We start from the raw sequence: 25,301 nt of genomic DNA, 5'->3' as shown, positions 1-25,301 counted from the left end.
ACCCGTTGATTAAGCCAAGGAGACCCGAATTGCTTTTTGAAAGAACACTGCGAACCGCTGCGCTGGTAACGGCAACGGCGGTCATCACTCTCACCTCCGGCGCCGCATTCGCCCAGAAGAAATACGACACCGGCGCATCCGATACCGAGATCAAGATCGGCAACATCATGCCGTACAGCGGTCCGGCCTCGGCCTATGGCATCATCGGCAAGACCGAAGAAGCCTATTTCAAGATGATCAACGACAAGGGCGGCATCAACGGCCGCAAGATCAACTTCGTCACCTATGACGACGGCTATTCGCCGCCGAAGGCCGTCGAGCAGGTCCGCAAGCTGGTCGAGAGCGACGAAGTGATCGTCGTGTTCAACCCGCTCGGCACGCCCTCGAACAGCGCGATCCAGAAGTATTTGAACGCCAAGAAGATCCCGCAGCTGTTCGTCGCCACCGGCGCCACCAAGTGGAACGACCCGAAGAACTTCCCCTGGACCATGGGCTGGCAGCCCTCCTACCAGAGCGAAGCGCAGATCTACGCGAAATGGCTGTTGAAGGAGAAGCCGGACGCCAAGATCGCGATCCTCTATCAGAACGACGATTTCGGCAAAGACTACCTCAAGGGCACCAAGGACGGCCTGGGCGCCAAGGGCGCGTCCATGATCATCATGGAAGAGAGCTACGAGGTGTCCGAGCCCTCGATCGACGGTCACATCGTCAAGATCAAGGCGGCCAATCCCGACGTCCTGCTGATCTACGCGACGCCGAAATTCGCGGCCCAGACCATCAAGAAGACCGCCGAGCTGAGCTGGAAGCCGCTGCAGATCCTCACCAACGTGTCGATCTCGGTCGGCAGCGTGATGAAGCCGGCCGGCTTCGAGGCTGCGCAGGGCGTGCTGTCGGCAGCCTATGCCAAGGATTCCACGGACCCGCAGTGGGCCAACGACCCCGGCATGAAGAAGTGGAACGAGTTCGTCGACAAGTACATGCCGGGTGCCGACAAGTCCGACACCAGCATGGTCTATGGCTACGGCGCGGCGTCGACGCTGGCCAAGGTCCTGGAGATGTGCGGCGACGATCTGACCCGGGCCAACATCATGAAGCAGGCGGCCTCGTTGAAGGATTTTGCACCGGACACCTTGCTGCCCGGCGTCAAGATCAACACCGGACCCACCGACTTCGCCCCGATCGCGCAGCTTCAGATGCAGCGCTTCAAGGGCGAGAAGTGGGAACTCTTCGGCGAGATCATCAGCGGCGACATCGCCACCGAGTGACACCCTGACGCGATAGTCCGACACATCGAGAAGCCCCCGCGGACGATCGCGGGGGCTTTTTGTTGACGTCCCGCATCAATCTTGTTCAATGCGGCGGCGATCCGTTCCGGGTGGAGAAAGATGACTGCCGTTCGATTTCAGGTTGCGGGCGTTCTGGCCGCACTCGCGTTGTGCACTGCGATGGGCAGCCCGGCACTGGCGCAAAAGAAATACGACAGCGGCGCCTCCGATACCGAGATCAAGATCGGCAACATCATGCCCTATAGCGGCCCGGCCTCCGCCTATGCGGCGATCGGCAAGGCCGAGGAAGCCTATTTCAACAAGATCAATGCCGAGGGCGGCATCGGCGGCCGCAAGATCAAGTTCATCTCCTACGACGACGGCTATTCGCCGCCGAAGACGGTGGAGCAGGCCCGCAAGCTGGTCGAGAGCGACGGGGTGCTGCTGATCTTCGGCTCGCTCGGCACCTCCACCAACGGCGCCATTCGCAAATACATGAACGAGAAGAAGGTGCCGCAATTGTTCGTGGCGAGCGGCGCTTCGAAGTGGAACGATCCAAAGCAATATCCCTGGACCATGGGCTGGCAGCCGAGCTACGCCAGCGAGGCGCGCATCTACGCCAAGTACATCATGAAGGAGAAGCCGGACGGCAGGATCGGCGTGCTCTATCAGAACGACGATTTCGGCAAGGACTATCTCAAGGGGCTGAAGGACGGCCTTGGGCCAAAGGCCTCGATGATCGTGCTGGAAGACGGCTACGACACTTCGGAGCCGGCAATTGACGAGCACGTCGTGAAATTGAAAGCCTCCGGCGCCGACATCTTCGTCAGCATCACCACGCCGAAATTTGCAGCGCAAGCGATCAAGAAGGCGGCCGAGATCGGTTGGCATCCGGTCCACATCATCTCCAACGTCTCGGCCTCGGTCGGCGGCGTGCTCGAGCCGGCCGGGCTCGAGATCTCGCAAGGCATCCTGTCGGCGAGCTACACCAAGGACGGCTCCGACCCGCAATGGAATGCCGATGACGGCATGAAGAAGTTCTACAACTTCCTCGCCAAATACGATCCCAAGGCCAACAAGCTCGATGCCGGCGTAGTGTTCGGCTACGCCGCAGCCCAAACCATGGTGAAGGTGCTGCAGATGTGCGGCGACGATCTCACCCGCGAGAACGTCATGAAGCAGGCGGCAAGCCTGAAGGATTTCGAGCCCGACACCCTGTTGCCCGGCATCAAGATCAACACCGCGGCCGATAATTTCGCCCCGATCGAGCAGCTCCAGATGATGCGGTTCAAGGGCCGGAAATGGGAGCTGTTCGGCGACGTCATCTCGAGCGAGCTCGGCCACTGAAGCCGCGCAACTCAAACTCGCTCCCGATGGGTTCATCAACTCAGACGGATGCACCTTCTCGCAGTCGCACACGAACGCACGAGCGCCCCTGACTACTAAAGAAGCAGCCCCTGCGACCCCGCCGCAGGGGCTTTCTGTTGTAGGCATCAGGTAAATCGTATTGAATTGCGGCCGCGTCACCAAAAACGAGCAACACAAGAAAAGGGACGCACACACACCAAGAAAATAGGGAGATAGGAATGCCCGCTGTCACCGGCAAACTTGCGGCCGCGTCACTTGCGCTCGCGCTCATTGCGGCCTCGGCCTCCACGGCATCGGCCCAGAAGAAATACGATACCGGCGCGACCGATACCGAGATCAAGATCGGCAACATCATGCCCTACAGCGGACCGGCCTCCGCCTACGGCATCATCGGGCGGACCGAAGCCGCCTATTTCAAGAAGATCAACGACGAAGGCGGCATCAACGGCCGCAAGATCAACTTCATCTCCTATGACGACGCTTACTCGCCGCCGAAGACGGTGGAGCAGGCGCGCAAGTTGGTCGAGAGCGACGAGGTGCTGTTTATCTTCAACTCGCTCGGCACGCCGCCGAACTCGGCGATCCACAAATACATGAACTCGAAGAAGGTGCCGCAGCTGTTCGTCGCCACCGGCGCCACCAAGTGGAACGATCCGCAGAACTTCCCCTGGACCATGGGCTGGCAGCCCAACTACCAGAGCGAGACGCAGATCTACGCGAAGTGGCTGCTCAAGAACAAGCCGGACGCCAAGATCGCCGTGCTGTTCCAGAACGACGATTACGGCAAGGATTATCTCAAGGGCCTGAAGGACGGCCTCGGCGCCAAGGCCGCGTCGATGATCGTCATGGAGGAGAGCTATGAGACCTCCGAGCCGACCATCGACAACCACATCGTCAAGCTGAAGTCGACGGGCGCCGACGTCTTCATGAACATCACGACGCCGAAATTCGCGGCGCAGGCGATCAAGAAGAATGCCGAGATCGGCTGGAAGCCGCTGCACTTCCTCAACAACGTCTCGGCCTCCGTCGGCAGCGTGCTCAAGCCCGCCGGGTTCGAGAACTCGCAGGACATCATCTCCGCCGACTACCTGAAGGACATTTCGGATCCGGCGTGGAACAGCGACCCCGGCATGAAAGACTTCGTTGCGTTCATGAACAAGTACTTTCCCGACGGCGACAAGCTCGATCACGGCACCATCGTCGGCTACGGCGTGGCACAGACCCTGGTCCAAGTGCTCAAGCAGTGCGGCGACGATCTCACACGCGCGAACGTCATGAAGCAGGCCGCCAGCCTGAAGAACTTCCGCACCGAGGTGCTGCTGCCGGGCGTGCAGATCAACACGTCTCCGACCGACTTCGCGCCGATCAGCCAGCTCCAGCTCGAGAAGTTCAAGGGCGACAAGTGGGAGCTGTTCGGTGACGTGATCAGCGCCGACGTCGGCGGCTAACCACCTGATACCAACGACCATGAAAACCCCCTGCGAACCATCGCAGGGGGTTTTTGCTTGGGCGTCGATTATGATCACGCGATTGCACAATCGAATGATGGCAAAGCCGGCTTACGCTTTGGCGCATGATGCGGTAGGCAGGTGAGCGGCGCGTTTGCCGCCAGTCTTTATCTGTCCGCTCAAGGCCTTTCGTCATGACCGACCGACGCCCCCTGCTCCGCGCGCTCTACGACGCCGCCGTTGCCGCCGCTCATCCGAGCACGATACTGGCGCCGCACCTGCGGCCCGCGCCGAGGGGACGCGTGATCTGCCTCGCCGCCGGCAAGGGCGCGGCCGCGATGGCCGCCGCCGCCGAGCGGCACTACCTCGACACGCTCGGGCTCGCACCGGAGCGCCTCGTCGGCATCGCCACCACGCGTCACGGCTACGGCGTACCGACCCGCCGCATCCGCGTGGTCGAGGCCGGTCATCCCGTGCCCGACGAAGCCGGGTTGAAGGGCGCGGCCGATACGCTCGCGCTCGCGGCCGAGGCTAGGCCAGACGATTTGCTCCTGGTGCTGCTCACCGGCGGCGGCTCGGCGAACTGGATCGCGCCCGTCAACGGCATCAGCTTCGCGCAGAAGCAGGCGGTCAACAAGGCGCTGCTCCGCTCCGGCGCGCCGATCGGCGAGATGAATGTCGTGCGCAAGCATCTGTCGCGGATCAAGGGCGGCCGGCTGGCGCGCGCGGGCAAGAATGCCGCCGAGATCGTGACGCTTGCGATCTCCGACGTGCCGCATGACGACCCCTCCGCGATCGCGTCGGGTCCGACCGTGCCTGATCCGACCACGCTCAATGATGCGCGCGCGATCGTCGCCAGGTACAAGCTCGACATCGACGATGCCGTCCGCCGCGCGCTGGACGACCCCGCCAACGAGAGCTGCAAGCCCGGTGATGCCGCGTTCGCGCGCGCGCATTTCGAATTGATCGCGCGTCCGAAGCAATCGCTCGACGCTGCGGTGAAGCTGGCGCATGAGGCCGGTTACGAGACGATCGATCTCGGCGCCGACCTCGAAGGCGAAGCCCGCGAAATTGCCGCCGATCACGCCAGGCTGGCGCTTCAGGCTCGCGCGCAGGGCAAGCGCGTCGCGATCCTCTCCGGCGGCGAGCTCACGGTCACCGTGCGCGGCAATGGCCGCGGCGGCCCGAACCAGGAATACGCGCTGGCGCTGGCCGGCCTCTTGAAAGACACGCCTGACATCTCCGCGCTTGCCGGCGACACCGACGGCGCCGATGGCGGCGCCGGCCATCCCACCGACCCCGCCGGTGCGCTGATCGACGCGGCGACGTTCGTGAAGATGACGGCGCAGGGGCTGCAGCCGCAGGTCTATCTCGACAACAACGACGCGACGGCGTTCTTCGAGGCGACGGGCGACCTGTTGCTGCCGGGTCCCACGCTGACCAATGTCAACGATATCAGGGTGATCCTGGTCGACTGACGCGGCGGCATCGCTATCCCGCCGGCTCCGCGCGTTCGGCGCGACGGCATGGTTAACGATCTCTTAATTCTCGTCGGCATCCTCTTTTCCAGGGCCGGGCATCGCCGCCCTTAACCTCGCGTTCGCCGCAGTTTCAGGAACATGTCCCGAATTGGGCGAATTGTTGGGCTCATTCACCACCGCCTGCTCTAATCGCGTCGTCCCGGGGGCAACGTGCATGGCGGAAAGTGATCAGGAGGTCGCAAGCATTGATCCGCTCGTGCTCGGCGAGCTACTCAAGTGCGCCGCCAACAATCTGTGGCTCGGGATCATCCTCTTTGGCAGCGACCGCAGGGTCATTTTCTGCAATCCGCGCTACCGCGAGATGTACGCGCTCTCGCCCGACCAGGTGCACCCGGGCACGCCGATCAAGGACCTGATCGAGCATCGGCTCAAACTGGGCCTGAACGTCGGCGGAGAAGCCGGCGCCTATGTCCGCGCCCGCACGGAGGGCTCGGTCGTCAGCGAGCAGACGGTCCAGCAGTTCGCCGACGGACGAATCATCGCCTACACCATCCATCCCCTGCCCGACGGCGGCGGCATGGCGACGCACGAGGACATTACAGAGCGCGAAGAGCTCAGTGCGCGGCTACAGGAACGTAATTTTCAGTTCGACATTGCGATCAACAACATGTCGCAGGGACTTTGCTTCTTCAGCGCCGACCATCGGCTGCTGGTCTGCAACACGCATTATATCGAAATGTACGGCCTGCCGCCCGACCGCGTTCGTCCGGGCACGCCGCTCCAGGAGATCCTCGACCTGCGCTTCGAAGCCGGCAGCGTGCCGGCGATGACGCGGGAGGAATACGCCACATGGCGGACCGATGTCGCCACGTCGGCCGAGGCCATGGACAGCATCGTCGAGATGCGGAACGGGCGAACCTTCAAGATCAGGCACCGACCGATGCCCGATCTCGGATGGGTCGCGACCCACGAAGACATCACCGAGCAGCGCAAGGCGGAATTGCAGATCGCGCATATGGCGCACCACGACGCGCTGACGGATCTCGCCAATCGCGCCCTGCTCGGTCAGCGCCTCAAGCAGGCGCTCGAACAGGGCGGGATGTTCGCGATCCACCACATCGATCTCGACAAGTTCAAGGCCGTCAACGATAGCCTGGGCCACCAGGCCGGCGACATCCTGCTGCAGGATGTCAGCCGCCGACTCAAGCAGCTCGGGCGCGACAGCGATACGATCGCGCGCATGGGTGGCGATGAATTCGTCATCCTCCAGTCGCCGATTTCCGATTCGAGCGAAGCGGACACGCTGGCGCGCGATGTTGTCAGCACCCTGAGTGCTCCGTTCGGGCTCGACGGACACCAGGCTATTGTGGGCGCGAGCATCGGGATCGCCATTGCGCCCGGCGACGGCTCGACGCCCGAGCAACTCCTGCACAATGCCGATCTGGCCCTGTATCGCGCGAAAAGCGACGGCCGCGGCATGCACTGCTTCTTCGAACCGGCCATGGGCGAAGCGGCGCAAAGCCGTCGCGCGCTGGAGCAGGACCTGCGCAACGGACTTGCCGCCGGCGAGTTCGAACTGCACTACCAGCCGGTCGTGAAGACCGACGGCGGCGAGATCAGCGGCTTCGAAGCCTTGATCCGTTGGCGACATCCAGGGCGCGGACTGGTCGCGCCGAACAGCTTTATCCCGCTTGCGGAAGAGATCGGCCTGATCGTGCCGATCGGCGAATGGGTGATCCGGCAGGCCTGTGCCACTGCAAGCCGGTGGCCGGACCATCTGCACGTCGCCGTCAACATCTCGGCGGTGCAATTCCGCCAGCCGGGCCTGACGGAGGTGATCGTCGGCGCGCTCGCGGCCTCCGGCCTCGATCCGCGGCGGCTGGAGATCGAGATCACGGAAAGCGTTTTGCTGCAGGACAGGAACGGGACGCTGACGACGCTGCACCAGCTCCGCGCGCTGGGCATCAAGGTCGCCATGGACGATTTCGGCACCGGTTATTCGTCACTGACCTATCTGCAATGCTTCCCCTTCGACAAGATCAAGATCGACCGGTCTTTCGTCAGTGGCGTGGAAAACAATGCGGCATCCCTCAGCATCGTGCGGGCGGTGGCGGCACTGGCGCGCGGAATGGGCATGACGACGACGGCGGAGGGGGTGGAGACCGCGGAGCAACGGGACCGGATCGCAGCGGAGGGCTGCACGGAAATGCAGGGCTATCTGTTCAGCCCTCCCTTGCCCGCCCTGGAAATCGAGCGCCGCTTCCTGTCGGCGAAAACACCTGCCATGCCCGACCGGTTCGCTGCGGCGTAACCGCCAGCTCGCCCGCGATTCAGGATTTGATGCCCGGTCGCCGGGGCAATGAAAGCGTCAAAACTCGTTGGCGATCTTCGAGAGCATCCCGAGCAGGGCTTCGCGGTTGGAGGGCCCGAGCAGTTCGTTCAGCCGCGCCTCGTGCTTGGTGGCGACGAGCTTCTTGGCGCGGGCCAGCACGGCCTTGCCTTTGTCGGTCAGCACCAGGATGTGCGAGCGGCGGTCGTTGGTGGAGCGGATCCGCGCGCAAAGATCCCGGCTCTCGAGATTGTCGAGCATGGCGACGAAATTCGGGCGCAGGATGCCGAGGGTGGAGGCGATCTCGGTCTGGTTACGGCCCGGGTTTTTCTCGACCAGCAGCAGCACGGAGAACTGCGCCGGCGTGAGCTGGAGCGAGGCCACGCAGCGGAGGAAATTCTCGAACACCTTGAGCTGTGCGCGCTTCAGGACATAGCCGAGCTGCTCCGAGAGCTCGCCGAGCTGGAGGGCTTCGCCAGGCCCGTCGGGCGCGTCCTTGCGGCCCTTGGCGGTCTCGGCGGGTTTTTCAGAGGACTTTTCAGCGGTTTTGGAAACGGTCATCGCCTCATGCTCGCAATCCCGTTAAGTTCGGGAGGATCGTTCGCCACTCTTGATGTTATATTTGATAATTGTTATGGACCATATCAAATATCGTCAGCGCTGTTCAATGGCTGTGAGCGGGCCGTCCACCACAATCAGGTGACCGGTCCTGAATCTTTGAGGGGGAGCGTCCGGTCTTGAATACCACCATCATGCTGTTCCTGCTGCAGGACGGCATTACCAATGGCGCGATCTATGCGCTGCTCGGCCTGGCGCTGGTGCTGGTGTTCGCCGTCACCCGCGTCATCCTCATCCCCCAAGGCGAATTCGTCACCTATGGCGCGCTGACCTATGCCTCGCTGGCCGCGGGCCAGATGCCAGGGACCGCGAAACTCGCGCTCGCCCTCGGCATTGGCGCCTTCGCGTTCGACCTGTTCGCCGCGCGCAAGGCGTTGCACGGGCGCCTGGTCCTGCGCAGCATCCTGACCAACATCGTGCTGCCGGCCGTCGTGCTGGCGCTGACCGTCTACTACGCCGCTCAGAAGCCGCCGGTTGCGGTCTGCATCGCGCTGTCGCTGGCGATCGTGGCGATGATCGGCCTGTTTCTCTACCGCATCGCATTCCAGCCGCTGGCGCACACTTCGGTGCTGGTGCTGCTGATCGCCTCGGTGGGCGTCCACCTCGCACTTCAGGGTTTGGGCCTTTTGTTCTTCGGCGCCGAAGGCCAGCGCGGACCTGCCGTGCTGTCCGGCTCTTTCACCGCCGGCGCGCTGCGCTTCACAGGCCAGAGCATCACGGTCTATGGCATTACCATCGCCTTCATCGTCGGGCTGTGGCTGTTCTTCGGGCTGACACTTTACGGCAAGGCGCTGCGCGCGACCGCCGTGAACCGGCTCGGTGCCCGGCTCGTCGGCATCCGCACCACGCTGTCCGGGCAGATCGCCTTCCTGCTGGCGTCGGTCATCGGCGCACTGTCGGGCATCATGATCGTGCCGATCACGACGCTCTATTACGACTCGGGCTTCCTGATCGGCCTGAAAGGCTTTGTCGCCGCCATCATCGGCGGGCTTGTCAGCTATCCCCTCACCGCGGTCGCGGCGCTGGTCGTCGGCATCGTCGAGGCGTTCTCGTCCTTCTATGCCTCCAACTACAAGGAGGTGATCGTTTTCATGCTCTTGATTCCCGTGCTGCTGCTGCGCTCGCTCGCGGCGCCTGCGGTCGAGGAAGAAAAGGACTGACGCCAAGATGCAGAGCCGGCTCCCCATCCTCATCTTCGCAGCTGTCATGGCGGCGATCCCGTTTGTTCCGGGCATGCCCCCGTTCTGGATCGTGCTGCTCGACAATATCGGCCTCGCGGCCCTCGTCGCGATGGGTCTCGTGTTGCTCACCGGCGTCGGCGGCCTGACCTCGTTTGGACAAGCGGCCTTTGTCGGCTTCGGCGCCTACACCACCGCGGTGCTGTCGACGGCCTACGGCATGTCGCCCTGGCTGACACTGCCGCTGTCGCTGGTGGTCAGCGGATTGCTGGCGGTGCTGCTCGGCCTCGTCACCGTCCGTCTCTCCGGCCACTATCTGCCGCTCGGCACGCTGGCCTGGGGACTCGGCTTGTTCTATCTCTTCAGCAAGCTGGAATTTTTGGGAAGAAACGACGGCATCTCGGCGATCCCGCCGTTGTCGATCGGCTCGTTCAAAATGCTCTCGCCCGGCTCGATCTACTACGCGATCTGGGTTGCCGTGATCCTCTCGGCGCTGCTCACGATGAACCTGCTGGACTCCCGCACCGGACGCGCCATCCGCGCCCTCCGGCGCGGCCATGTCGCGGCCGAGGCGTTCGGCGTGCACACGCCGCGGGCCAAGATGCTGGTGTTCATCCATGCCGCCGTGCTCGCCGGTCTCTCCGGCTGGCTCTACGCCCATCTTCAACGCGCGGTGAATCCGACACCGTTCGGCGCGCAGGCGGGCATCGAATATCTCTTCATCGCCGTGGTCGGCGGCGCCGGCTATGTCTGGGGCGGCGTCCTCGGTGCGGCGCTCGTCGTGGTCCTGAAGGAAGTGCTGCAGAGTTATCTGCCGCTGATCCTGCCCGGCTCCGGCCAAGTCGAGACCATCGTGTTCGGCATCATGCTGGTGGCGCTGCTCCAGCTCGCACCCGGCGGCGTCTGGCCCTGGCTGATGTCGTTCCTGCCGCAGCGTACCAGTGGCAAGAAGCCGGACACCTCGCTCAAGCTGGAGCAGCGCACCCGCTCGCCTGGCCAATCCAGCGTCCTGCTCCAGGTCGAGAAGGCGCGGAAGCAATTCGGCGGCGTGGTCGCGGTGAACAACGTCTCCTTCGACGTTCAGGCTCGCGAGATCGTCGCGCTGATCGGCCCCAACGGCGCAGGCAAGAGCACCACCTTCAACCTGATCACCGGCGTGCTGTCGGCCAGCTCGGGCTCGATCTCCGTGCTCGGCAACAAGGTGGACAGGGCGCCGCCGCAGGAGATCGTCAAGCTCGGCATCTCCCGCACCTTCCAGCACGTCAAGCTGGTGCCTGACATGACCGTGCTGGAAAACGTCGCAATCGGCGCGCATCTGCGCGGCCATTCGGGGCCGATCTCCTCGATGCTGCGGCTCGACCGCACTGATGAGGCAAAGCTGCTCGCCGAAGCCGCTCGCCAGATCGAGCGCGTCGGACTGGGCGAGCAGATGCATCAGCTCGCGGGCTCGCTCTCGCTGGGACAGCAACGGATCGTCGAGATCGCTCGTGCGTTGTGCGTCGATCCGATGCTGCTGCTGCTCGACGAGCCGGCCGCCGGCCTGCGCCACATGGAGAAGCAGCGGCTCGCGAGCCTGCTGCGGGAGCTGCGCGACGGCGGCATGAGCGTCTTGCTGGTCGAGCACGACATGGGCTTCGTCATGAACCTTGCCGACCGCATCGTGGTGCTCGATTTCGGCACCAAGATCGCGGAAGGAACGCCGGCGACGATCAAGACCAATCCCGAAGTGATCAAGGCCTATCTCGGAGTGGCGGCATGAGCGCGCTGTTGTCCGTCGCCGACGCCCATGTCGCCTATGGCAAGGTCGAGGCCGTGCGCTCGGTCTCGCTCGAAGTTGGCCAGAACCAGATCGTCACCATCGTAGGCGCCAACGGCGCCGGCAAGACCACGCTGCTCTCCGCCATCATGGGCATCTTGCCGCTAAAGGGGCGCGTTTCATTCGCAGGTCAGGATCTGTCGCGGCTCGACATCGAGGACCGCGTCGCAATGGGACTTGGCCTCGTTCCCGAGCACCGCGAATTGTTCGTGACCATGAATGTCGAGGACAATCTCGAGTTGGGGGCCTTCCGCATCGAGAGAAGCAAGGCGAAAACCTCGATGGAGCGGGTCTACACGCTGTTTCCGAGGCTCAAGGAGCGGCGCAAGCAGCTCGCCGGCACGCTCTCCGGCGGCGAGCAGCAGATGCTCGCAATGGGCCGCGCACTGATGGGCGAGCCCAAGCTCCTGATGCTGGACGAGCCGAGCCTCGGCCTCGCCCCGATCATCGTCGCCGACATTTTCCGCATCGTCACCGAACTGCGCGCCGCCGGCGTCTCCGTGCTGCTGGTCGAGCAGAACGCGCAGGCCGCGCTCAAGATCGCGGATCAGGCCTATGTCATGGAGCTCGGCGAGTTCGTGCTCAGTGGCAAGGCCAGCGACATCGCGGCAAACGAGCGCGTTGCCGCCAGCTATCTCGGCTTCCAGCACGAAGCCGCGAGCGGGCTGTAGTTCTGAGACGCTTCTTCGAACTCAACTGTCATCGTCCGCGAAAGCGGACGATCCAGTATTCCAGAGACCGATGTGCTTGAACCGAGACGCTGCGGCGTACTGGATGCCCCGCCTTCGCGGGGCATGACATCGGAGGGCTCGGGGAGAGGCGAGGAGGCCGCTCAACTTGCGGCCTTCTCCCCCTTCAGCGCCGCGACCTCCGCCTCCAGTTCCGCAATCCTTGCGTCCCTTGCCGCCAGCGCCGCTGCCACATCCCCCGCGTCGAACTTCTGCGGGATGTGCTGCGGGCAATTCGTGTCCCACGCTTCGATCTTGAACAGGACCACCTGCTCCGGCCGCGCGCGATAGCCTTTCGGCATCAGCGATGTCGTCAGCGCCTCGTCGTCCTCGACCACCCGCGCCTCGCCCCAGATCTTCACCCGGCGGCGATGGGCGTAGTCCATCACGAAGATGTAGGCCTTGGGATTTTCGGACAGATTTCCCTGCGTGATGTATTGCCGATTGCCGGCGTAGTCCGTGAAAGCCAGCGTTTGCTTGTCCAGCACCTTCAAAAAGCCCTTCGGGCCGCCGCGATGCTGGATGTAGGGCTGGCCGTCGGCCGAGGCGGTCGCAAGATAAAAGCTGTTGGCGTCGGCCAGGAATGCCGCGAGGTTCCCATCGACCTCGGTGCGCCAGCCGCGCTGCTCGGCATGCGCATAGCCTTCGCGTGATCCCTTTCGGGTCTGGATTGACTTCACGGCCGGCGTGAATGCCACATCGCTGGCGTAAGTGTGAGTTGCCGTCATCGGATCATCTCCTGAAATCCCGGCGCGTCCTTGCGTCTTCGCCATCTAAGATGGACTTTTCGCCCGCTAAAACAATCGACCCGCTTGACACTTCATCATTGCGTTATATGCAATAATGCCATGGACCGCCTCGAAGCCATGCATGTTTTCGTCACCGTCGCCGATTTGCGCGGCTTCGCGCCGGCGGCACGAAAACTGCGGCTGTCCGCCTCCGCGGTGACGCGGCTGATCGCGGCGCTGGAGGAGCATCTCGGCGCGCGGCTGCTGCAGCGGACCACCCGTCAGGTCACCCTGACCGACGTCGGCACGCGCTATCTCGAGCGCGCGCGTCGCATCCTCGCAGATGTCGAGGAAGCCGATGGCTCGGCACGGGAGGAGCGCAACCGGCCGAGCGGGCGGCTGGTGGTGTCGGCGCCGGTCGGCTTCGGCCGGCTCCATGTCGGGCCTGTCATGATCGCCTACCTCAAGCGCTATCCCGAGGTCGCCTGCGAATTGCGGCTGTCGGACAATTTGGTCAATCTCGTGGAAGACGCCGTCGACGTCGCGGTGCGGATCGGACATCTCGCCGACTCTTCGCTCGTCGCGCGCCAGGTCGGCGAGATGCGGCGCATCGTAGTGGCGACGCCAGGCTATCTGGAGCGCCATGGCGAGCCGAAGACGCCGGAGGCACTGCTCGCGCACCAGACCATCGCCTTCGGTCCATCCGCGAACTGGCGCTTCGTGCAGGACGGCCGCGACATCGAGGTGGCGCCGAAGCCACGGTTCGCCAGCAACAGCGCCGACGCCGCCCTGCAATATGCCGAGGCCGGCGGCGGCCTGACCCGGGTGCTGGCCTATCAGGCCGCCGAAGGCTTGCGGCGCGGGAGGCTTAAGATCGTGCTGGCGAACTACGAGCAGCCGGCGCTGCCGATCCACATCGTCTACCCGACCTCGCGCCTGCTCTCCGCCAAGGTGCGCGCCTTCGTCGATCTCGTGGTGGAGACCGCGGAGTGGAAATTCGGGTAGATCTCGTGTCCCGGACGCGCGCAGCGCGAGCCGGGACCCAGTTCTTTGCGCGTGGATGAATGGGCCCCGGCTCTGCAGCGCAACGCAAGGGCGCTGCGCTGCGTCCGGGGCACGAGACGTCACCCCTTCTTCGGCACGACGCGAAAGGTGCCGCTGGCGCGCGCGATCACGACGCCGTCGGCCTTCGCGAGGCACTGCGCGAAGCAGATCGTGCTGCCGGTCTTGATCGCCTCACCCTCGACCGCGAGCCATTGGCCGATCTCGCCGGCGCCGACATAGTCGACCGACAGCGAGATCGTGACCAACGAGGTCGTCCAGCCCGTCGCCTGCGCGCAGCTGTAGCCCATGGCGGCATCGGCCAGCGCCGCGATCAGGCCGCCATGGATCAGCCCGCGTGCATTGGTGTGCGGTGTTGCCAGCCGCAATCCCACGGTGACGCCGTTGTCGGTCTTCCTGGAGTAAAGCGGCTCCCAGGGGTCGGTGAGGGGCGCTTTGCGGAAATGCGGCTCGAAGCCGGCGGGAATGTCGGTGCTTGTCATGTCCGTCTCGCGTTGGTGGTTGCCGCCATTGAACGCGAGGGACGTGACGGTTGCATCACCTACAAAGTTTTAAACGACATTTGCGCGGGCGTTTGAAATGGGCCCGCGCTGTCGCCTCGCGAAGACCGTCATCCCGCGCGCAGGCGGGGGATCCAGTATCCCGAGCCGGTTGGGATTGAGTCGCGGAGCCACGGCGTACTGGATGCCCCGCCTGCCGCCTTCGCTAAAGCTTCGGCGCCCCTGGACCTCAACCCCGGCGAAGCCTTGGCGTAGCCGGGTCGCGGGGCATGACAGCTGTTTTCAGAACGGCAGCCCCACATAATTCTCCGACAGCGATGTCATCGCGGCCTGCGACTGCGTGACATAGTCGAGCTCGGCGAGCTGGATGCGCGCGCCGATCGTGCCGGTGTCGGGGAATTTGTGCAGCATCGAGGTCATCCACCAGGAGAAGCGCACGGCCTTCCAGACCCGCGCCAGTGCCTTCGCCGAATAGCCGTCAATGCCGGCGCTGGATTTTTCATCGTAGAACTCGCGGAACGCGCTCGACAGATAATGCGCGTCGCTCGCGGCCAGGTTCAGCCCCTTGGCGCCGGTCGGCGGCACGATATGGGCGGCATCGCCGCACAGAAACATCCTGCCGAAGCGCATCGGCTCGGCGACGAAGCTGCGCAGCGGCGCAATGCTCTTCTCGATCGAGGGTCCCGTGATCAGGCTATCGGCGGCGTCCTGGTCGAGGCGGCGCTTGAGCTCGTCCCAGAAGCGGTCGTCGGGCCATTGGTCGACATGGTCGTCGAGCGCACACTGTACATAGTAACGGCTGCGTTTGGTCGAACGCATGGTGCAGAGCGCAAAGCCGCGGGCGTGGTTGGAATAGATCAACTCGTGGCTGACCGGCGGCGTCTCGGAGAGGATGCCGAGCCAGCCGAACGGATAGATGCGCTCGAACTCCTCGATCGCCGAAGCCGGAACGCTGGCGCGGCTGACGCCGTGAAAGCCGTCGCAGCCGGCGATAAAATCGCAATCGATGGTGTGGGTGACGCCATCCTTCACGTAGGTTACGCGCGGGTGACTGCCGTCGAAATCATGCGGCTGCACGTCCCTGGCCTCGTAGACCGAGGTGAGACCGGCGGCGTTGCGCGCATTCATCAGGTCGAGCGTGACCTCGGTCTGGCCGTAGATCATGACCGTCTTGCCGGTCGCAGCCTTCATGTCGATGCGGTGCCGGCGCCCCGAGAAGGCGAGCTCGATCCCTTCATGCACCAGGCCTTCGGCATGCGCCCGCGCGCCGGCGCCGATCTGGTCGAGCAGCCCGACAGTCCCCTCCTCCAGCAGCCCGGCACGGATGCGGCCGAGCACATAGTCCGGGCTCTGCCGCTCCAGAATGACATTGTCGATGCCGTAACGGTGCAGCAGTTGCCCAAGCAACAATCCAGCCGGCCCGGCCCCGATGATTGCGACTTTTGTCCGCAATACTTGCTCCTCCCGATCCTGTAGGCTTTCGTCGCGGCTCGCTTGTCGCAGCCGTCCGCGCACGATAATTATATCATATAACGGTTGGGCAAAAGGGGAGTGCGCGGCGGCACGCCGCGCCAGTTCCGGCTTGAACGCGCCGGCCAATTAGATAACATGTTAATTAACGAGACCGGGCCATCGAAGCCCGCCGTCAAAAGAGGGAGAGACGCGTGATGAGGAAAGCCTGTCTGGCGTTGCTGCTGGCCGCAAGCGTGAGCCCTGCGTTCGCGCAGGACAAGACCTTCGATTTGAAGATCTCGCACTGGGTGCCGGCCTCGCATCCGCTGCAGAAATCGCTCGAGGACTGGGCAGCCGCGGTCGAGAAGGATTCCGGCGGCACCATCAAGGGCAAGGTGTTCCCGGCCCAGCAGATGGGCAAGGCCTTCGACCATTACGACATGGCGCGCGACGGCATCGCCGACGTCACCTACGTCAATCCCGGCTACCAGCCCGGCCGTTTCCCGATCATCGGCGCCGGCGAGCTGCCGTTCCTGATCTCGGACGCCAAGGGCGGCTCGATGGGGCTGGACGCCTGGTATCGCAAATACGCCGAGAAGGAGATGAAGGACGTCAAATACTGCCTCGCCTTCGTCCATTCGCCCTCCTCCTTTCACTCCCGCACCAAGAAGATCGTAATGCCGGAGGACGTGAAGGGCCTCAAGATCCGCCCCGCCCACGCCACCATGGCGAATTTCGTCACCTCGTTGGGCGGCACCAATGTGCAATCCTCCGCGCCGGAAGTGCGCGACATCATCGAGCGCGGCGTCGCCGACGGCGTCACCTTCCCCTGGGGATCGCTGGTGCTGTTCGGCATCGACAAGGTGACCAAATACGACATGGAGGCGCCGCTCTACACCACGACGTTCGTGTTCGTCATGAACAAGGACAAGTACAACGCGATGTCCGACAAGCAGAAGGCCGCGATCGACAAGAATTGCACGGTCGAGATGGCCGGTGTGGTCGGCGAGCATTGGGGCAAGTTCGAGGATGCCGGCATCGACAAGGTCAAGGCGGAGTCCAGCCACGAGGTCTACAAGCTGACGCCCGAGCAGACCGCCGCCTGGAAGAAGGCCGCCGAGCCGCTGGTGAAGACCTGGACTGACGGCGCGAAGAAGGCCGGCGCGGATCCGGACGCGGCGCTTAGCGAGCTGAAGGCGTCGCTGAAGAAGTACAACGCGCTGGCGGAGTGACGCTGCGACGCGATCGGTCTCTCCTCCCCCTCTCCCCGTCCTTACGGGGAGAGGGTTGGGGTGAGGGGCTGCTTCCGCAAAAATAGTGAGAGATGGACTCGTGGAGAGTCCCCCTCACCCGCATCGCATCTACGATGCGATGCGGCCTCTCCCCGCACGCGGGGAGAGGCGAAGAGCAGCAGCCGGGTCGGGAACGAGAATGACATCACTTAGGACCACTCCATGAAGCGCAGCTGGATGGATCGCGTTATCGATTCGATCGAATGGATCGCCGCGGCTTTCGTCGGCATCGTCGCGCTCGACATCTTCCTGTCGGTGCTGCTGCGCAACACGCTGAACTACGCGATCCCGGATAGCTTCGACATCGGCCGCATGCTGCTCGGCATCCTCATCTTCTGGGGCATCGCCGCGACCTCCTATCGCGGCACCCACATCACGGTCGATTTGGTCTGGGGCAATGTCGGGCCGCGCTACCAGCGCTGGATCGACGTGTTCGCGACACTGGTGCTGCTGTTCGTGGTGACGGTGCAGACCTGGACGCTGTTCGACAAGGTGCGCGGCACCTACAACGACAACGTCCAGACCTTCGACATGCACATGCCGACCTGGCCGTTCTTCGCGATCGCCTGGATCGGCGACGTCTCGGCCGTGCTCCTGATCGCGATCCGCACCTACCGGTTGATCTTCCATCCCGAAGAAATGCACGACCCCAAGCTGAAGGCGACGGAGTGATCATGAGCACCGATGCCGTCGCCGTTATCGGCTTTGTTTCCCTGTTTGCCCTGATGCTGCTGCGCGTGCCGGTCGGCATGGCCATGGGCCTTGTCGGCGTCTCCGGCTTCTCCTATCTCGTCGGCGCCACGCCGGCGCTGAAGCTGGTCGGCCAGACCTCGATGCGCACGGTGACCGACTACACCTTCGGCGTCATTCCGATGTTTCTTCTGATGGGCTCCTTCGTCAGCAATTCCGGCATGAGCCGCGAGCTGTTCCGCGCCGCCAACGGCTTTGTCGGCCATTTGCGCGGCGGGCTCGGCATCGCCACCGTCGGTGCCTGCGGCGGCTTTGCCGCGATCTGCGGCTCTTCGGTCGCAACCGCAGCGACCTTCTCCGCGGTCGCTTACCCCGAGATGCGCCGCTTCGGCTATCCGCAATCGTTTGCGACCGGCGTGATCGCGGCCGGCGGCACGCTGGGCGCGATGCTGCCGCCGTCCACCGTGCTCGCCGTCTACGGCATCATCACCGAGCAGGACATCGGCAAGCTGTTCATCGCCGGCATCATCCCGGGCATCCTGGCGATGACCATGTACATGATCACGATCTTCCTGATCGGCTATTTCCGGCCCGACTTTTTGCCCAAGGGCCAAGTGCTGCCGTGGCGCGAGCGCTTCGCCGGCCTGAAGGACATCTGGGCGCCGGTGCTGCTGTTCGTGTTCGTGATCGGCGGCCTTTACGGCCTGCCCTATTTGCCGCGCTTCACGCCGACGGAAGCGGGCGGCGTCGGCGCTGCCGGCGCCTTCATCATCGGCGTGGCGACCGGCCGGCTCGACCGCGAGAAGATTCTGGCCTCGTTGCTCCAGGCCACGCGCACGGCGGCCGCCGTGTTCACCGTGCTGATCGGCGCCTTGATCTTCGGCTATTTCCTCACGGTGACGCAGACCCCGCAGAAGGTGACGGAATTCCTCACCGGCCTCGGCCTCGGCCCCTACGGCGTGCTGGCGCTGATCATGGTGATGTATCTCGTGCTCGGCTGCCTGATGGACGCCATGGCGATGATCATCCTCACCGTGCCGATCATCTTCCCCGTGATCATGCATCTCGGTTTCGACCCGATCTGGTTCGGCGTCATCATCGTCATGACGGTCGAGCTCGGCCTGATCCATCCGCCGGTGGGCATGAACGTCTTTGTCATCAAGAGCGTGGTGAAGGACGTCTCCTTCTCCACCATCTTCAGGGGCGTGATCCCGTTCGTGGCGACAGACCTGGTGCGCCTGGTGATCCTGATCGCCTTCCCGCTGCTGGCGACATGGCTGCCGACGCGGATGATGGCGCATTGATGAGGTGAAGCGATGACCACGCCGACGCTGGAAACCAGATACGTCTTTACCGTTACCGCACGCATCGGCGACGTCGTCACCGCCGGCGAGACCGGCATCGGCATTCGCCGCATCATCCCGATCATCGGCGGCGAGGTGACGGGCGCGATCACCGGCAAGGTGCTGCCGTTCGGCGCGGACTTCCAGACCATCCGCCCGAATGAGCTGATCGATCTCGAAGCGAAGTACGCGTTCGAAACCGACGACGGTGCTATCGTCTATGTCGAGAACAAGGGCATGCGCTTCGGCCCGGTCGAGCTGTTGCAAAAACTCAAGCGCGGCGAGCCGGTGGACCCGAAGCTGATCTATTTCCGCACCGTGCCGAAGTTCGAGACCGGGCATGAGAAGTATCGCTGGCTGATGGAGCACATTTTTGTCGGTTCAGCAGCGCGGCATGCGGATCGCGTGGTGATCGACGTGCATCAGGTGATGTGAACGCTTCAGTGCCCTTCGCGTCGTTCCGGCGAAGGCCGGGACCCATACCGCGTGATCTGTCGATCGCGGATAGTCGGAGTACCGAACGACTTGTCTTCGCCAAACTTCTCCCTGTGGTTATGGATCCCGGCCTTCGCCGGGACGACACCGCGTTTGGAAGGCGCCTTTTGCCCGCCTGACTGGCCCAAGAGGCGCCCAGCCCCTTGTTGACTCCCCCGGAATTCGTTATACAACATAACTATTCTGACAAGGACGCAAATGACACAGGGAAACGCCGAGACCGCTGACGCGGGCGCCTCCGGGCTTTTGAAGATCGAGCGGGCGGACCGGGTTTTGACCGTCGGCCTGAATCGGCCGGCGAAGCGCAATGCGCTCAACGACGGCATCATCCTGGAAATCGGCGAGTGTTTTGCGTCCCTGCCCGAGGATATCGGCGCGGTCGTCATCCACGGCATCGGCGACCATTTTTCCAGCGGTCTCGATCTCTCCGAACTGACCGACCATGACGCCACCGGCGGCCTTCTCCATTCCCAGATGTGGCACCGGGTGTTCGACCGCATCCAGTACAGCCGCGTGCCCGTGATCGCGGCGCTCAGAGGCGCGGTGATCGGCGGCGGACTGGAGCTCGCCTGCGCGGCCCATATCCGTGTCGCCGAGCCCTCGACCTATTTCGCGCTGCCGGAGGGGCAGCGCGGCATCTTCGTCGGTGGCGGCGGTTCGGTGCGCCTGCCGCGGCTGATCGGCGTTGCCAGAATGATGGACATGATGCTGACCGGCCGCGTCTATTCCGCGACCGAAGGCACCTCCTACGGCTTTGCGCAATATGTCACGGAAGCCGGCAACGGCCTCGGCAAGGCGATGGAGCTTGCGACCAAGGTCGCTTCCAACGCGCCGCTGACGAATTTCGCCGTCCTGCAGGCACTGCCGATGATCGCGGAGGCCAATCCGCAGACCGGCCTGTTGATGGAATCGCTGATGGCGACGGTGGCGCAGAGCGACAAGGAAGCCAAGCGCAGGATTCGCGAGTTCCTCGAACACAAGACCGCAAAGGTGAAGCCGAAATCATGAGCGCGCAGCCGTCGTCCTCTTCCAGCATGGAGCGCGGCGCGAGCACTTCCCCGCTGCGGCCCATTTCATTCGGCGATCCCGTCGTGAATATCGAGCGGCGCGACGACGGCACGATTTATCTGCGGCCCCAACAGCCGCTCGGAGACTATCCGGCCCGCATCACCGACCGCCTGCATCACTGGGCGAGCGCGACGCCGGATCGCGTCTTCATGGCCGAGCGCGAAGGTGGCCGCTTCTGGCGCAAGATCAGCTACGCCGAGCTGCTCGCCGCGAGCCGGCACATCGCCTCAGGGCTCATTGCGCGCGGGCTGTCGGCGGAGCGGCCGGTTGTCATCCTCTCCGGCAATTCGATCGACCACGCATTGCTGGCGTTCGGCGCGTTCTATGCCGGCATTCCGTTCTGCCCGGTGTCGCCGGCCTATTCGCTGGTATCCAAGGATTACGGCAAGCTCTCCTACCTGATGAAGCTGCTGACGCCCGGCCTCGTCTTCGCCGAGGACGCCGACAAGTTCGCCGACGCGCTCGCGGCCAACGTCTCGCTCGGCACCGAGATCGCGGCGTCCTACGGCCGCGTGCCGGGCCGCGAGGTCACCTTGCTCGCCGACCTAATGGCAACGCCGATCCGCGGCGATCTGGACGAGGTCCACGGCAAGATCGGCCCCGACACCATCGCGAAATTCCTGCTGACCTCTGGCTCGACCGGCAACCCCAAGGCGGTCATCAACACCCAGCGCATGATCTGCGCAAACCAGGTGATGCTGCGCGAGACGCTCGCCTTCCTCAAGGACGAGCCGCCCGTCATCATCGACTGGCTGCCCTGGAACCACACTTTTGGCGGCAACCACAATATCGGGCTGACGCTCTACAATGGCGGCTCGATGTATCTCGACGCCGGCAAGCCGGTGCCTGGAGGCATCGAGGAAACCGTGCGCAATCTCCAGGAGATATCGCCGACGGTCTATTTCAATGTCCCCAAGGGCTACGAGTCGCTGCTGCCTTATCTGCGCGACGACCAGGGCCTGCGCGCAAAATTCTTCGACCGGCTGCACGCGATGTTCTTCTCGGGCGCGGCGCTGTCGCCGTTCGTCTGGAACAGCCTCGACGAGCTCGCGGTGAAGGAAAAGGGCTACCGCGTGCCGATGCTGACCGGCCTCGGCGCGACCGAGACCGCGCCGTTCTTCATGTCGGTCAACCCGCGCACCAGCCGCTCCGGCCATGTCGGGCTTCCCGTATCCGGCAACGACGCCAAGCTGGTGCCGAACAACGGCAAGCTGGAAGTTCGTTGCAAGGGGCCGAACGTGATGCCCGGCTACTGGCGCCAGCCCGACATCACCACAAATTCGTTCGACGAAGAAGGCTTCTACAAGCTCGGCGATGCACTCAAGCCTGTCGATCCCGATGATCTCAACGCCGGCTTCGATTTCGATGGCCGCATCGGTGAGGATTTCAAGCTCGGCAGCGGCACCTGGGTCAGCGTCGGCCCGTTGCGTGCGCGCTTCGTTGCGGCCTGCGCACCGCTGGTGCGCGATGTCGTCATCGCCGGCATCAACCGTGACGAGGTCTCGGCGCTCGTCGTGCTCGATCTCGACGGCTGCCGGCTGATCAACCCGACGCTGCCGACCGACGACCTCGTCGTCGCGACCCGCGACCGGCTGGTGCGCGAGGCATTTCGCGAACGGCTGACCCGCTTTCTCGGCGCGGCCACGGGATCCTCGACGCGGATCACGCGCGCGATCCTCATGGACACGCCGCTCTCGATCGACAAGGGCGAGGTCACCGACAAGGGCTCGATCAACCAGCGCGCGGTGCTCGAGCATCGCAGCCTCCTGATCGAGGAGCTCTACGCTGCCAATCCATCGGACCGTGTGATATCGGTCGGCTAAGAAAACATCGCTACAGGGAGAACGCCATGTTGTTGAAGGATCAGGCAGTCATCGTCACCGGCGGCGCATCGGGACTGGGCGCGGCGACCGCGCGAAAGCTGGCGGCGCAGGGCGCCAGGGTCGCGGTGTTCGATCTCAATGCCAAGCTCGCGGAAACCGTGGCCGCCGAGATCAAGGGCGTCGCCGTGACCTGCGATGTTTCCGATGCGGCTTCCGCTGAGGCTGCGATCGCCCAGGCGACGAAGTCCCATGGACCTGCGCGCGTGCTGGTCAATTGCGCCGGCATCGGCGTTGCCAAGCGCGTCGTCGGCCGCGACGGCCCGATGGCGCTCGCGGATTTCGACAAGGTGATCAAGGTCAACCTGATCGGCACCTTCAACATGCTCCGCCTTGCCGCAAACGAGATGTCCAAGCTCGAGCCGCAGGCCACCGGCGAGCGCGGCGTCATCATCAACACGGCTTCCGTTGCCGCTTATGACGGCCAGATCGGGCAATCGGCCTATTCGGCCTCGAAGGGCGGCATCGTCGGCATGACGCTGCCGATCGCGCGCGAGCTGGCGCAGTTCGGCGTCCGCGTGCTGACGATCGCGCCCGGCCTGTTCCTCACCCCGCTGCTCGCCAACCTGCCGCAGGAAGCCCAGGACTCGCTAGCCGCCGCAATCCCGTTCCCGCGCCGGCTCGGCCACGCCGACGAGTTCGCGGCACTCGCCCTGCACATGGTCGAGAATTCCTACCTCAACGGCGAAGTGGTGCGCCTCGACGGCTCGCTGCGCATGGCGCCGAAATAGGGCGCGACATATGTTCGTGAACCGGCGCGATGTCCAGATCCAGTGGGGTGACTGCGACCCCGCCAACATCGTCTATTACCCGCGCTATTTCGCGATGTTCGACGATTCGACGTCGACCCTGTTCGAAGTCGCCGGGTTCTCAAAGCAGGACCTGGTCCGCAAATATGGCTTGGTGGGCATTCCCATGGTCGACACCCGCGCCAAGTTCTACATCCCCTCGACTTATGGCGACTGGATCACCATCGAAACGAAGGTCGAGAGCATCAAGCGCTCGAGCTTCGAGGTGAAGCACAGCGTCTACAAGGGCGAGGCGCTGGCGATCGAGGGTTTCGAGACCCGCGTCCTTGTCGGCCGCGACCCCGTTAACCCCGACAAACTGAAATCGGCACCATTTCCCGCGGAAATGGTAGCCAAATTCACCGGGAGCGAGGCCCGAAGCTAAATCGCCACATCACCAAAAGAGGGGGCTGAATTACCCCCCGATTTCTGCTTTCAAAGAAACACATAAAGGGAGGAATAGATGAAACGCTTTTACCTGACTGCCGCCGTGACCGCGGCCGCGCTTGCGCTGCCGGCCGTGCCCGCGCTGGCCCAGACCGCCGAGATCACCATCGGCATCACCACCACCACGACCGGCCCGGGCGCAGCGCTGGGCATTCCCGAGCGCAATGCGCTGGAGTTCGTGCCGAAGGAGATCGGCGGCGTGCCGCTGAAGGTGATCGTGCTCGACGACGGCGGCGATCCCACCACTGCGACCACCAACGCCCGCCGCTTCGTGACCGAATCCAAGGCCGATATCATCATGGGCTCGGCGCTGACGCCGCCGACCATCGCGGTGTCCAACGTCGCCAACGAAGTCGGCATTCCACATTTCGGCCTGGCGCCCTTCCCGATCACGCCGGAGCGCATGAAGTGGTCGGTGGCGATGCCGCAGCCGATTCCGATCATGGGCAAGGTGCTCTACGAGCACATGAAGTCGAAGGGCGTGAAGACGGTCGGCTATATCGGCTATTCCGACTCCTATGGCGACCTCTGGTTCAACGACTTCAAGGCCCAGGGCGTGCCGATGGGAATGACCATCGCCGACGAGGAGCGCTTCGCTCGCCCCGACACGTCGGTGACCGGTCAGGTGCTCAAGCTCGTCGCCGCCAATCCGGACGCCATCCTGATCGGCGCTTCCGGCACTGCGGCCGCACTGCCGCAGACCGAGCTGCGGGAACGTGGCTACCAAGGCCTGATCTACCAGACCCATGGTGCCGCCAGCATGGACTTCATCCGCATCGCGGGTAAGGCCGCCGAGGGCGTGTTGATGGCCGCCGGTCCCGTGATGGATCCGGAAGACCAGCCGGACGAGGCCGCCACCAAGAAGCCCGGCCTCGCGCTCAACGCCGCCTATGAAGGCAAATACGGGCCGAGCAGCCGCAGCCAGTTCGCCGGCCATTCCTACGACGCCTTCGAGATCCTCAAGCGCGTCATCCCGGCGGCACTCAAGACGGCGAAGCCCGGCACGCCGGAATTCCGCGAGGCGATTCGCCAGGCGCTGCTGTCGGAGAAGGAGCTAGCCGCCAGCCAGGGCGTCTACAATTTCACCGAAAAGGATCGCTACGGCCTCGACGACCGCTCGCGCATCCTCCTCACCGTGAAGAACGGCAAGTACGTGCTGGTGAAGTAGGCGCGGCCGCAGGATTGAGACGACGAGAGCCGGCCCCGATGGGCCGGCTCTTTTGTTTTGGGTTTGTGATTGGCGAGCGTGGCGTCAAATAGAGTTCGGCCAGCAGCAGCACTCTCTCCGTTCCCTCCCCCCTTGTGGGGGAGGGAACGGAGAGAGT

22 protein-coding genes are annotated in these 25,301 nt (G+C 64.0%); 18 read left to right on the top strand and 4 right to left on the bottom strand.

Annotated elements, in window-relative coordinates:
- Nucleotides 1–29 precede the first annotated feature (29 nt).
- From AC0L21_RS25635 to AC0L21_RS25615, 5 genes are all read left to right on the top strand, one after another.
- Nucleotides 30–1,265: an ABC transporter substrate-binding protein gene (locus AC0L21_RS25635; protein WP_473264521.1), complete on the top strand. Its 1,236-nt coding sequence runs from the start codon at nucleotides 30–32 to the stop codon at nucleotides 1,263–1,265.
- 120 nt (nucleotides 1,266–1,385) lie between these two features.
- Entirely contained in the window at nucleotides 1,386–2,612 is a 1,227-nt protein-coding gene (locus tag AC0L21_RS25630) for an ABC transporter substrate-binding protein (RefSeq protein WP_473264520.1), read from the top strand.
- A gap of 239 nt (nucleotides 2,613–2,851) precedes the next feature.
- Nucleotides 2,852–4,081 (top strand): ABC transporter substrate-binding protein, encoded by a 1,230-nt coding sequence (locus tag AC0L21_RS25625; RefSeq protein ID WP_473264519.1) that lies wholly within the window; start codon nucleotides 2,852–2,854, stop codon nucleotides 4,079–4,081.
- Between the two features lie 194 nt (nucleotides 4,082–4,275).
- On the top strand, nucleotides 4,276–5,559 hold the full coding sequence (locus tag AC0L21_RS25620) for a glycerate kinase type-2 family protein (protein WP_473264518.1): 1,284 nt from the start codon (nucleotides 4,276–4,278) through the stop codon (nucleotides 5,557–5,559).
- Nucleotides 5,560–5,776: 217 nt separating this feature from the next.
- Nucleotides 5,777–7,873, top strand: a complete 2,097-nt coding sequence (locus AC0L21_RS25615; protein WP_473264517.1) for a putative bifunctional diguanylate cyclase/phosphodiesterase — start codon at nucleotides 5,777–5,779, stop codon at nucleotides 7,871–7,873.
- A gap of 57 nt (nucleotides 7,874–7,930) precedes the next feature.
- Here the strand turns inward: AC0L21_RS25615 and AC0L21_RS25610 are convergent, their stop codons facing one another.
- Nucleotides 7,931–8,452, bottom strand: coding sequence for a MarR family winged helix-turn-helix transcriptional regulator (locus AC0L21_RS25610; RefSeq protein WP_473264515.1), 522 nt, complete (start codon nucleotides 8,450–8,452; stop codon nucleotides 7,931–7,933).
- A gap of 176 nt (nucleotides 8,453–8,628) precedes the next feature.
- On the opposite strand from AC0L21_RS25610, the gene AC0L21_RS25605 reads away from it, so the two are divergent.
- Genes AC0L21_RS25605 through AC0L21_RS25595 form a run of 3 tightly spaced genes read left to right on the top strand, consistent with a single transcriptional unit; the run spans nucleotide 8,629 to nucleotide 12,174 of the window.
- On the top strand, nucleotides 8,629–9,669 hold the full coding sequence (locus AC0L21_RS25605; RefSeq protein WP_473264514.1) for a branched-chain amino acid ABC transporter permease: 1,041 nt from the start codon (nucleotides 8,629–8,631) through the stop codon (nucleotides 9,667–9,669).
- A 7-nt stretch (nucleotides 9,670–9,676) separates the two neighbouring features.
- Nucleotides 9,677–11,446 carry a branched-chain amino acid ABC transporter ATP-binding protein/permease gene (locus AC0L21_RS25600; protein WP_473264513.1) on the top strand — a complete coding sequence of 590 codons (1,770 nt, stop codon included), beginning with the start codon at nucleotides 9,677–9,679 and terminating at the stop codon, nucleotides 11,444–11,446.
- Nucleotides 11,443–12,174, top strand: a complete 732-nt coding sequence (locus AC0L21_RS25595) for an ABC transporter ATP-binding protein (RefSeq protein WP_473264511.1) — start codon at nucleotides 11,443–11,445, stop codon at nucleotides 12,172–12,174. Before AC0L21_RS25600 ends, AC0L21_RS25595 begins: the two co-directional genes overlap by 4 nt.
- A 161-nt stretch (nucleotides 12,175–12,335) precedes the next feature.
- Here AC0L21_RS25595 and AC0L21_RS25590 read toward each other — a convergent pair whose 3' ends face one another.
- Entirely contained in the window at nucleotides 12,336–12,959 is a 624-nt protein-coding gene (locus AC0L21_RS25590) for a pyridoxamine 5'-phosphate oxidase family protein (protein WP_473264510.1), read from the bottom strand.
- A gap of 120 nt (nucleotides 12,960–13,079) precedes the next feature.
- Here AC0L21_RS25590 and AC0L21_RS25585 point away from each other — a divergent pair, with 120 nt between their 5' ends.
- Nucleotides 13,080–13,964, top strand: coding sequence for a LysR family transcriptional regulator (locus AC0L21_RS25585; protein WP_473264509.1), 885 nt, complete (start codon nucleotides 13,080–13,082; stop codon nucleotides 13,962–13,964).
- Between the two features lie 119 nt (nucleotides 13,965–14,083).
- On the opposite strand, the gene AC0L21_RS25580 is transcribed toward AC0L21_RS25585, so the two are convergent.
- Nucleotides 14,084–14,503 (bottom strand): PaaI family thioesterase, encoded by a 420-nt coding sequence (locus AC0L21_RS25580; protein WP_473264506.1) that lies wholly within the window; start codon nucleotides 14,501–14,503, stop codon nucleotides 14,084–14,086.
- 300 nt (nucleotides 14,504–14,803) lie between these two features.
- Nucleotides 14,804–15,973, bottom strand: coding sequence for a 4-hydroxybenzoate 3-monooxygenase (pobA, locus tag AC0L21_RS25575; RefSeq protein ID WP_473264505.1), 1,170 nt, complete (start codon nucleotides 15,971–15,973; stop codon nucleotides 14,804–14,806).
- 215 nt (nucleotides 15,974–16,188) lie between these two features.
- Here pobA and AC0L21_RS25570 point away from each other — a divergent pair, with 215 nt between their 5' ends.
- From AC0L21_RS25570 to AC0L21_RS25530, 9 genes are all read left to right on the top strand, one after another.
- Nucleotides 16,189–17,205: a TRAP transporter substrate-binding protein gene (locus AC0L21_RS25570; protein ID WP_473264504.1), complete on the top strand. Its 1,017-nt coding sequence runs from the start codon at nucleotides 16,189–16,191 to the stop codon at nucleotides 17,203–17,205.
- Between the two features lie 222 nt (nucleotides 17,206–17,427).
- Entirely contained in the window at nucleotides 17,428–17,937 is a 510-nt protein-coding gene (locus tag AC0L21_RS25565; RefSeq protein WP_007599673.1) for a TRAP transporter small permease, read from the top strand.
- A 2-nt stretch (nucleotides 17,938–17,939) separates the two neighbouring features.
- A complete protein-coding gene (locus AC0L21_RS25560) occupies nucleotides 17,940–19,259 on the top strand; it encodes a TRAP transporter large permease (protein ID WP_473264503.1) in 1,320 nt (439 codons plus the stop codon).
- A gap of 12 nt (nucleotides 19,260–19,271) precedes the next feature.
- Nucleotides 19,272–19,733, top strand: coding sequence for a DUF3237 domain-containing protein (locus tag AC0L21_RS25555; RefSeq protein ID WP_473264502.1), 462 nt, complete (start codon nucleotides 19,272–19,274; stop codon nucleotides 19,731–19,733).
- Between the two features lie 258 nt (nucleotides 19,734–19,991).
- Nucleotides 19,992–20,801: a crotonase/enoyl-CoA hydratase family protein gene (locus AC0L21_RS25550; RefSeq protein ID WP_007605285.1), complete on the top strand. Its 810-nt coding sequence runs from the start codon at nucleotides 19,992–19,994 to the stop codon at nucleotides 20,799–20,801.
- On the top strand, nucleotides 20,798–22,684 hold the full coding sequence (locus AC0L21_RS25545) for a feruloyl-CoA synthase (RefSeq protein ID WP_473264501.1): 1,887 nt from the start codon (nucleotides 20,798–20,800) through the stop codon (nucleotides 22,682–22,684). The genes AC0L21_RS25550 and AC0L21_RS25545 overlap by 4 nt, the downstream gene beginning before the upstream one ends.
- 26 nt (nucleotides 22,685–22,710) lie before the next feature.
- Nucleotides 22,711–23,472 carry an SDR family NAD(P)-dependent oxidoreductase gene (locus tag AC0L21_RS25540; protein ID WP_473264500.1) on the top strand — a complete coding sequence of 254 codons (762 nt, stop codon included), beginning with the start codon at nucleotides 22,711–22,713 and terminating at the stop codon, nucleotides 23,470–23,472.
- A 10-nt stretch (nucleotides 23,473–23,482) separates the two neighbouring features.
- Complete coding sequence (locus tag AC0L21_RS25535; RefSeq protein WP_085351696.1) at nucleotides 23,483–23,914, top strand: acyl-CoA thioesterase; 432 nt, start codon at nucleotides 23,483–23,485, stop codon at nucleotides 23,912–23,914.
- Nucleotides 23,915–23,992: 78 nt separating this feature from the next.
- The gene (locus AC0L21_RS25530) at nucleotides 23,993–25,144 is read left to right on the top strand and encodes an ABC transporter substrate-binding protein (protein ID WP_473264499.1); all 1,152 of its coding nucleotides are present in this window, start codon (nucleotides 23,993–23,995) and stop codon (nucleotides 25,142–25,144) included.
- Nucleotides 25,145–25,301: the final 157 nt, after the last annotated feature.

The sequence above is a fragment of the Bradyrhizobium sp. WSM4873 genome (assembly GCF_055811355.1).
This window is presented reverse-complemented; position numbering and strand designations above follow the sequence as displayed.

What these genes read in the sequence shown, in the direction of transcription:
- AC0L21_RS25630 (WP_473264520.1), top strand. Translation starts at nt 1,386, where the DNA reads ATGACTGCCGTTCGATTTCAGGTTGCGGGCGTTCTGGCCGCACTCGCG.
- AC0L21_RS25625 (WP_473264519.1), top strand. Translation starts at nt 2,852, where the DNA reads ATGCCCGCTGTCACCGGCAAACTTGCGGCCGCGTCACTTGCGCTCGCG.
- AC0L21_RS25620 (WP_473264518.1), top strand. Translation starts at nt 4,276, where the DNA reads ATGACCGACCGACGCCCCCTGCTCCGCGCGCTCTACGACGCCGCCGTT.
- AC0L21_RS25615 (WP_473264517.1), top strand. Translation starts at nt 5,777, where the DNA reads ATGGCGGAAAGTGATCAGGAGGTCGCAAGCATTGATCCGCTCGTGCTC.
- AC0L21_RS25610 (WP_473264515.1), bottom strand. Translation starts at nt 8,452, where the DNA reads ATGACCGTTTCCAAAACCGCTGAAAAGTCCTCTGAAAAACCCGCCGAG.
- AC0L21_RS25600 (WP_473264513.1), top strand. Translation starts at nt 9,677, where the DNA reads ATGCAGAGCCGGCTCCCCATCCTCATCTTCGCAGCTGTCATGGCGGCG.
- AC0L21_RS25595 (WP_473264511.1), top strand. Translation starts at nt 11,443, where the DNA reads ATGAGCGCGCTGTTGTCCGTCGCCGACGCCCATGTCGCCTATGGCAAG.
- AC0L21_RS25590 (WP_473264510.1), bottom strand. Translation starts at nt 12,959, where the DNA reads ATGACGGCAACTCACACTTACGCCAGCGATGTGGCATTCACGCCGGCC.
- AC0L21_RS25585 (WP_473264509.1), top strand. Translation starts at nt 13,080, where the DNA reads ATGGACCGCCTCGAAGCCATGCATGTTTTCGTCACCGTCGCCGATTTG.
- AC0L21_RS25580 (WP_473264506.1), bottom strand. Translation starts at nt 14,503, where the DNA reads ATGACAAGCACCGACATTCCCGCCGGCTTCGAGCCGCATTTCCGCAAA.
- AC0L21_RS25570 (WP_473264504.1), top strand. Translation starts at nt 16,189, where the DNA reads ATGAGGAAAGCCTGTCTGGCGTTGCTGCTGGCCGCAAGCGTGAGCCCT.
- AC0L21_RS25565 (WP_007599673.1), top strand. Translation starts at nt 17,428, where the DNA reads ATGAAGCGCAGCTGGATGGATCGCGTTATCGATTCGATCGAATGGATC.
- AC0L21_RS25560 (WP_473264503.1), top strand. Translation starts at nt 17,940, where the DNA reads ATGAGCACCGATGCCGTCGCCGTTATCGGCTTTGTTTCCCTGTTTGCC.
- AC0L21_RS25555 (WP_473264502.1), top strand. Translation starts at nt 19,272, where the DNA reads ATGACCACGCCGACGCTGGAAACCAGATACGTCTTTACCGTTACCGCA.
- AC0L21_RS25550 (WP_007605285.1), top strand. Translation starts at nt 19,992, where the DNA reads ATGACACAGGGAAACGCCGAGACCGCTGACGCGGGCGCCTCCGGGCTT.
- AC0L21_RS25545 (WP_473264501.1), top strand. Translation starts at nt 20,798, where the DNA reads ATGAGCGCGCAGCCGTCGTCCTCTTCCAGCATGGAGCGCGGCGCGAGC.
- AC0L21_RS25540 (WP_473264500.1), top strand. Translation starts at nt 22,711, where the DNA reads ATGTTGTTGAAGGATCAGGCAGTCATCGTCACCGGCGGCGCATCGGGA.
- AC0L21_RS25535 (WP_085351696.1), top strand. Translation starts at nt 23,483, where the DNA reads ATGTTCGTGAACCGGCGCGATGTCCAGATCCAGTGGGGTGACTGCGAC.
- AC0L21_RS25530 (WP_473264499.1), top strand. Translation starts at nt 23,993, where the DNA reads ATGAAACGCTTTTACCTGACTGCCGCCGTGACCGCGGCCGCGCTTGCG.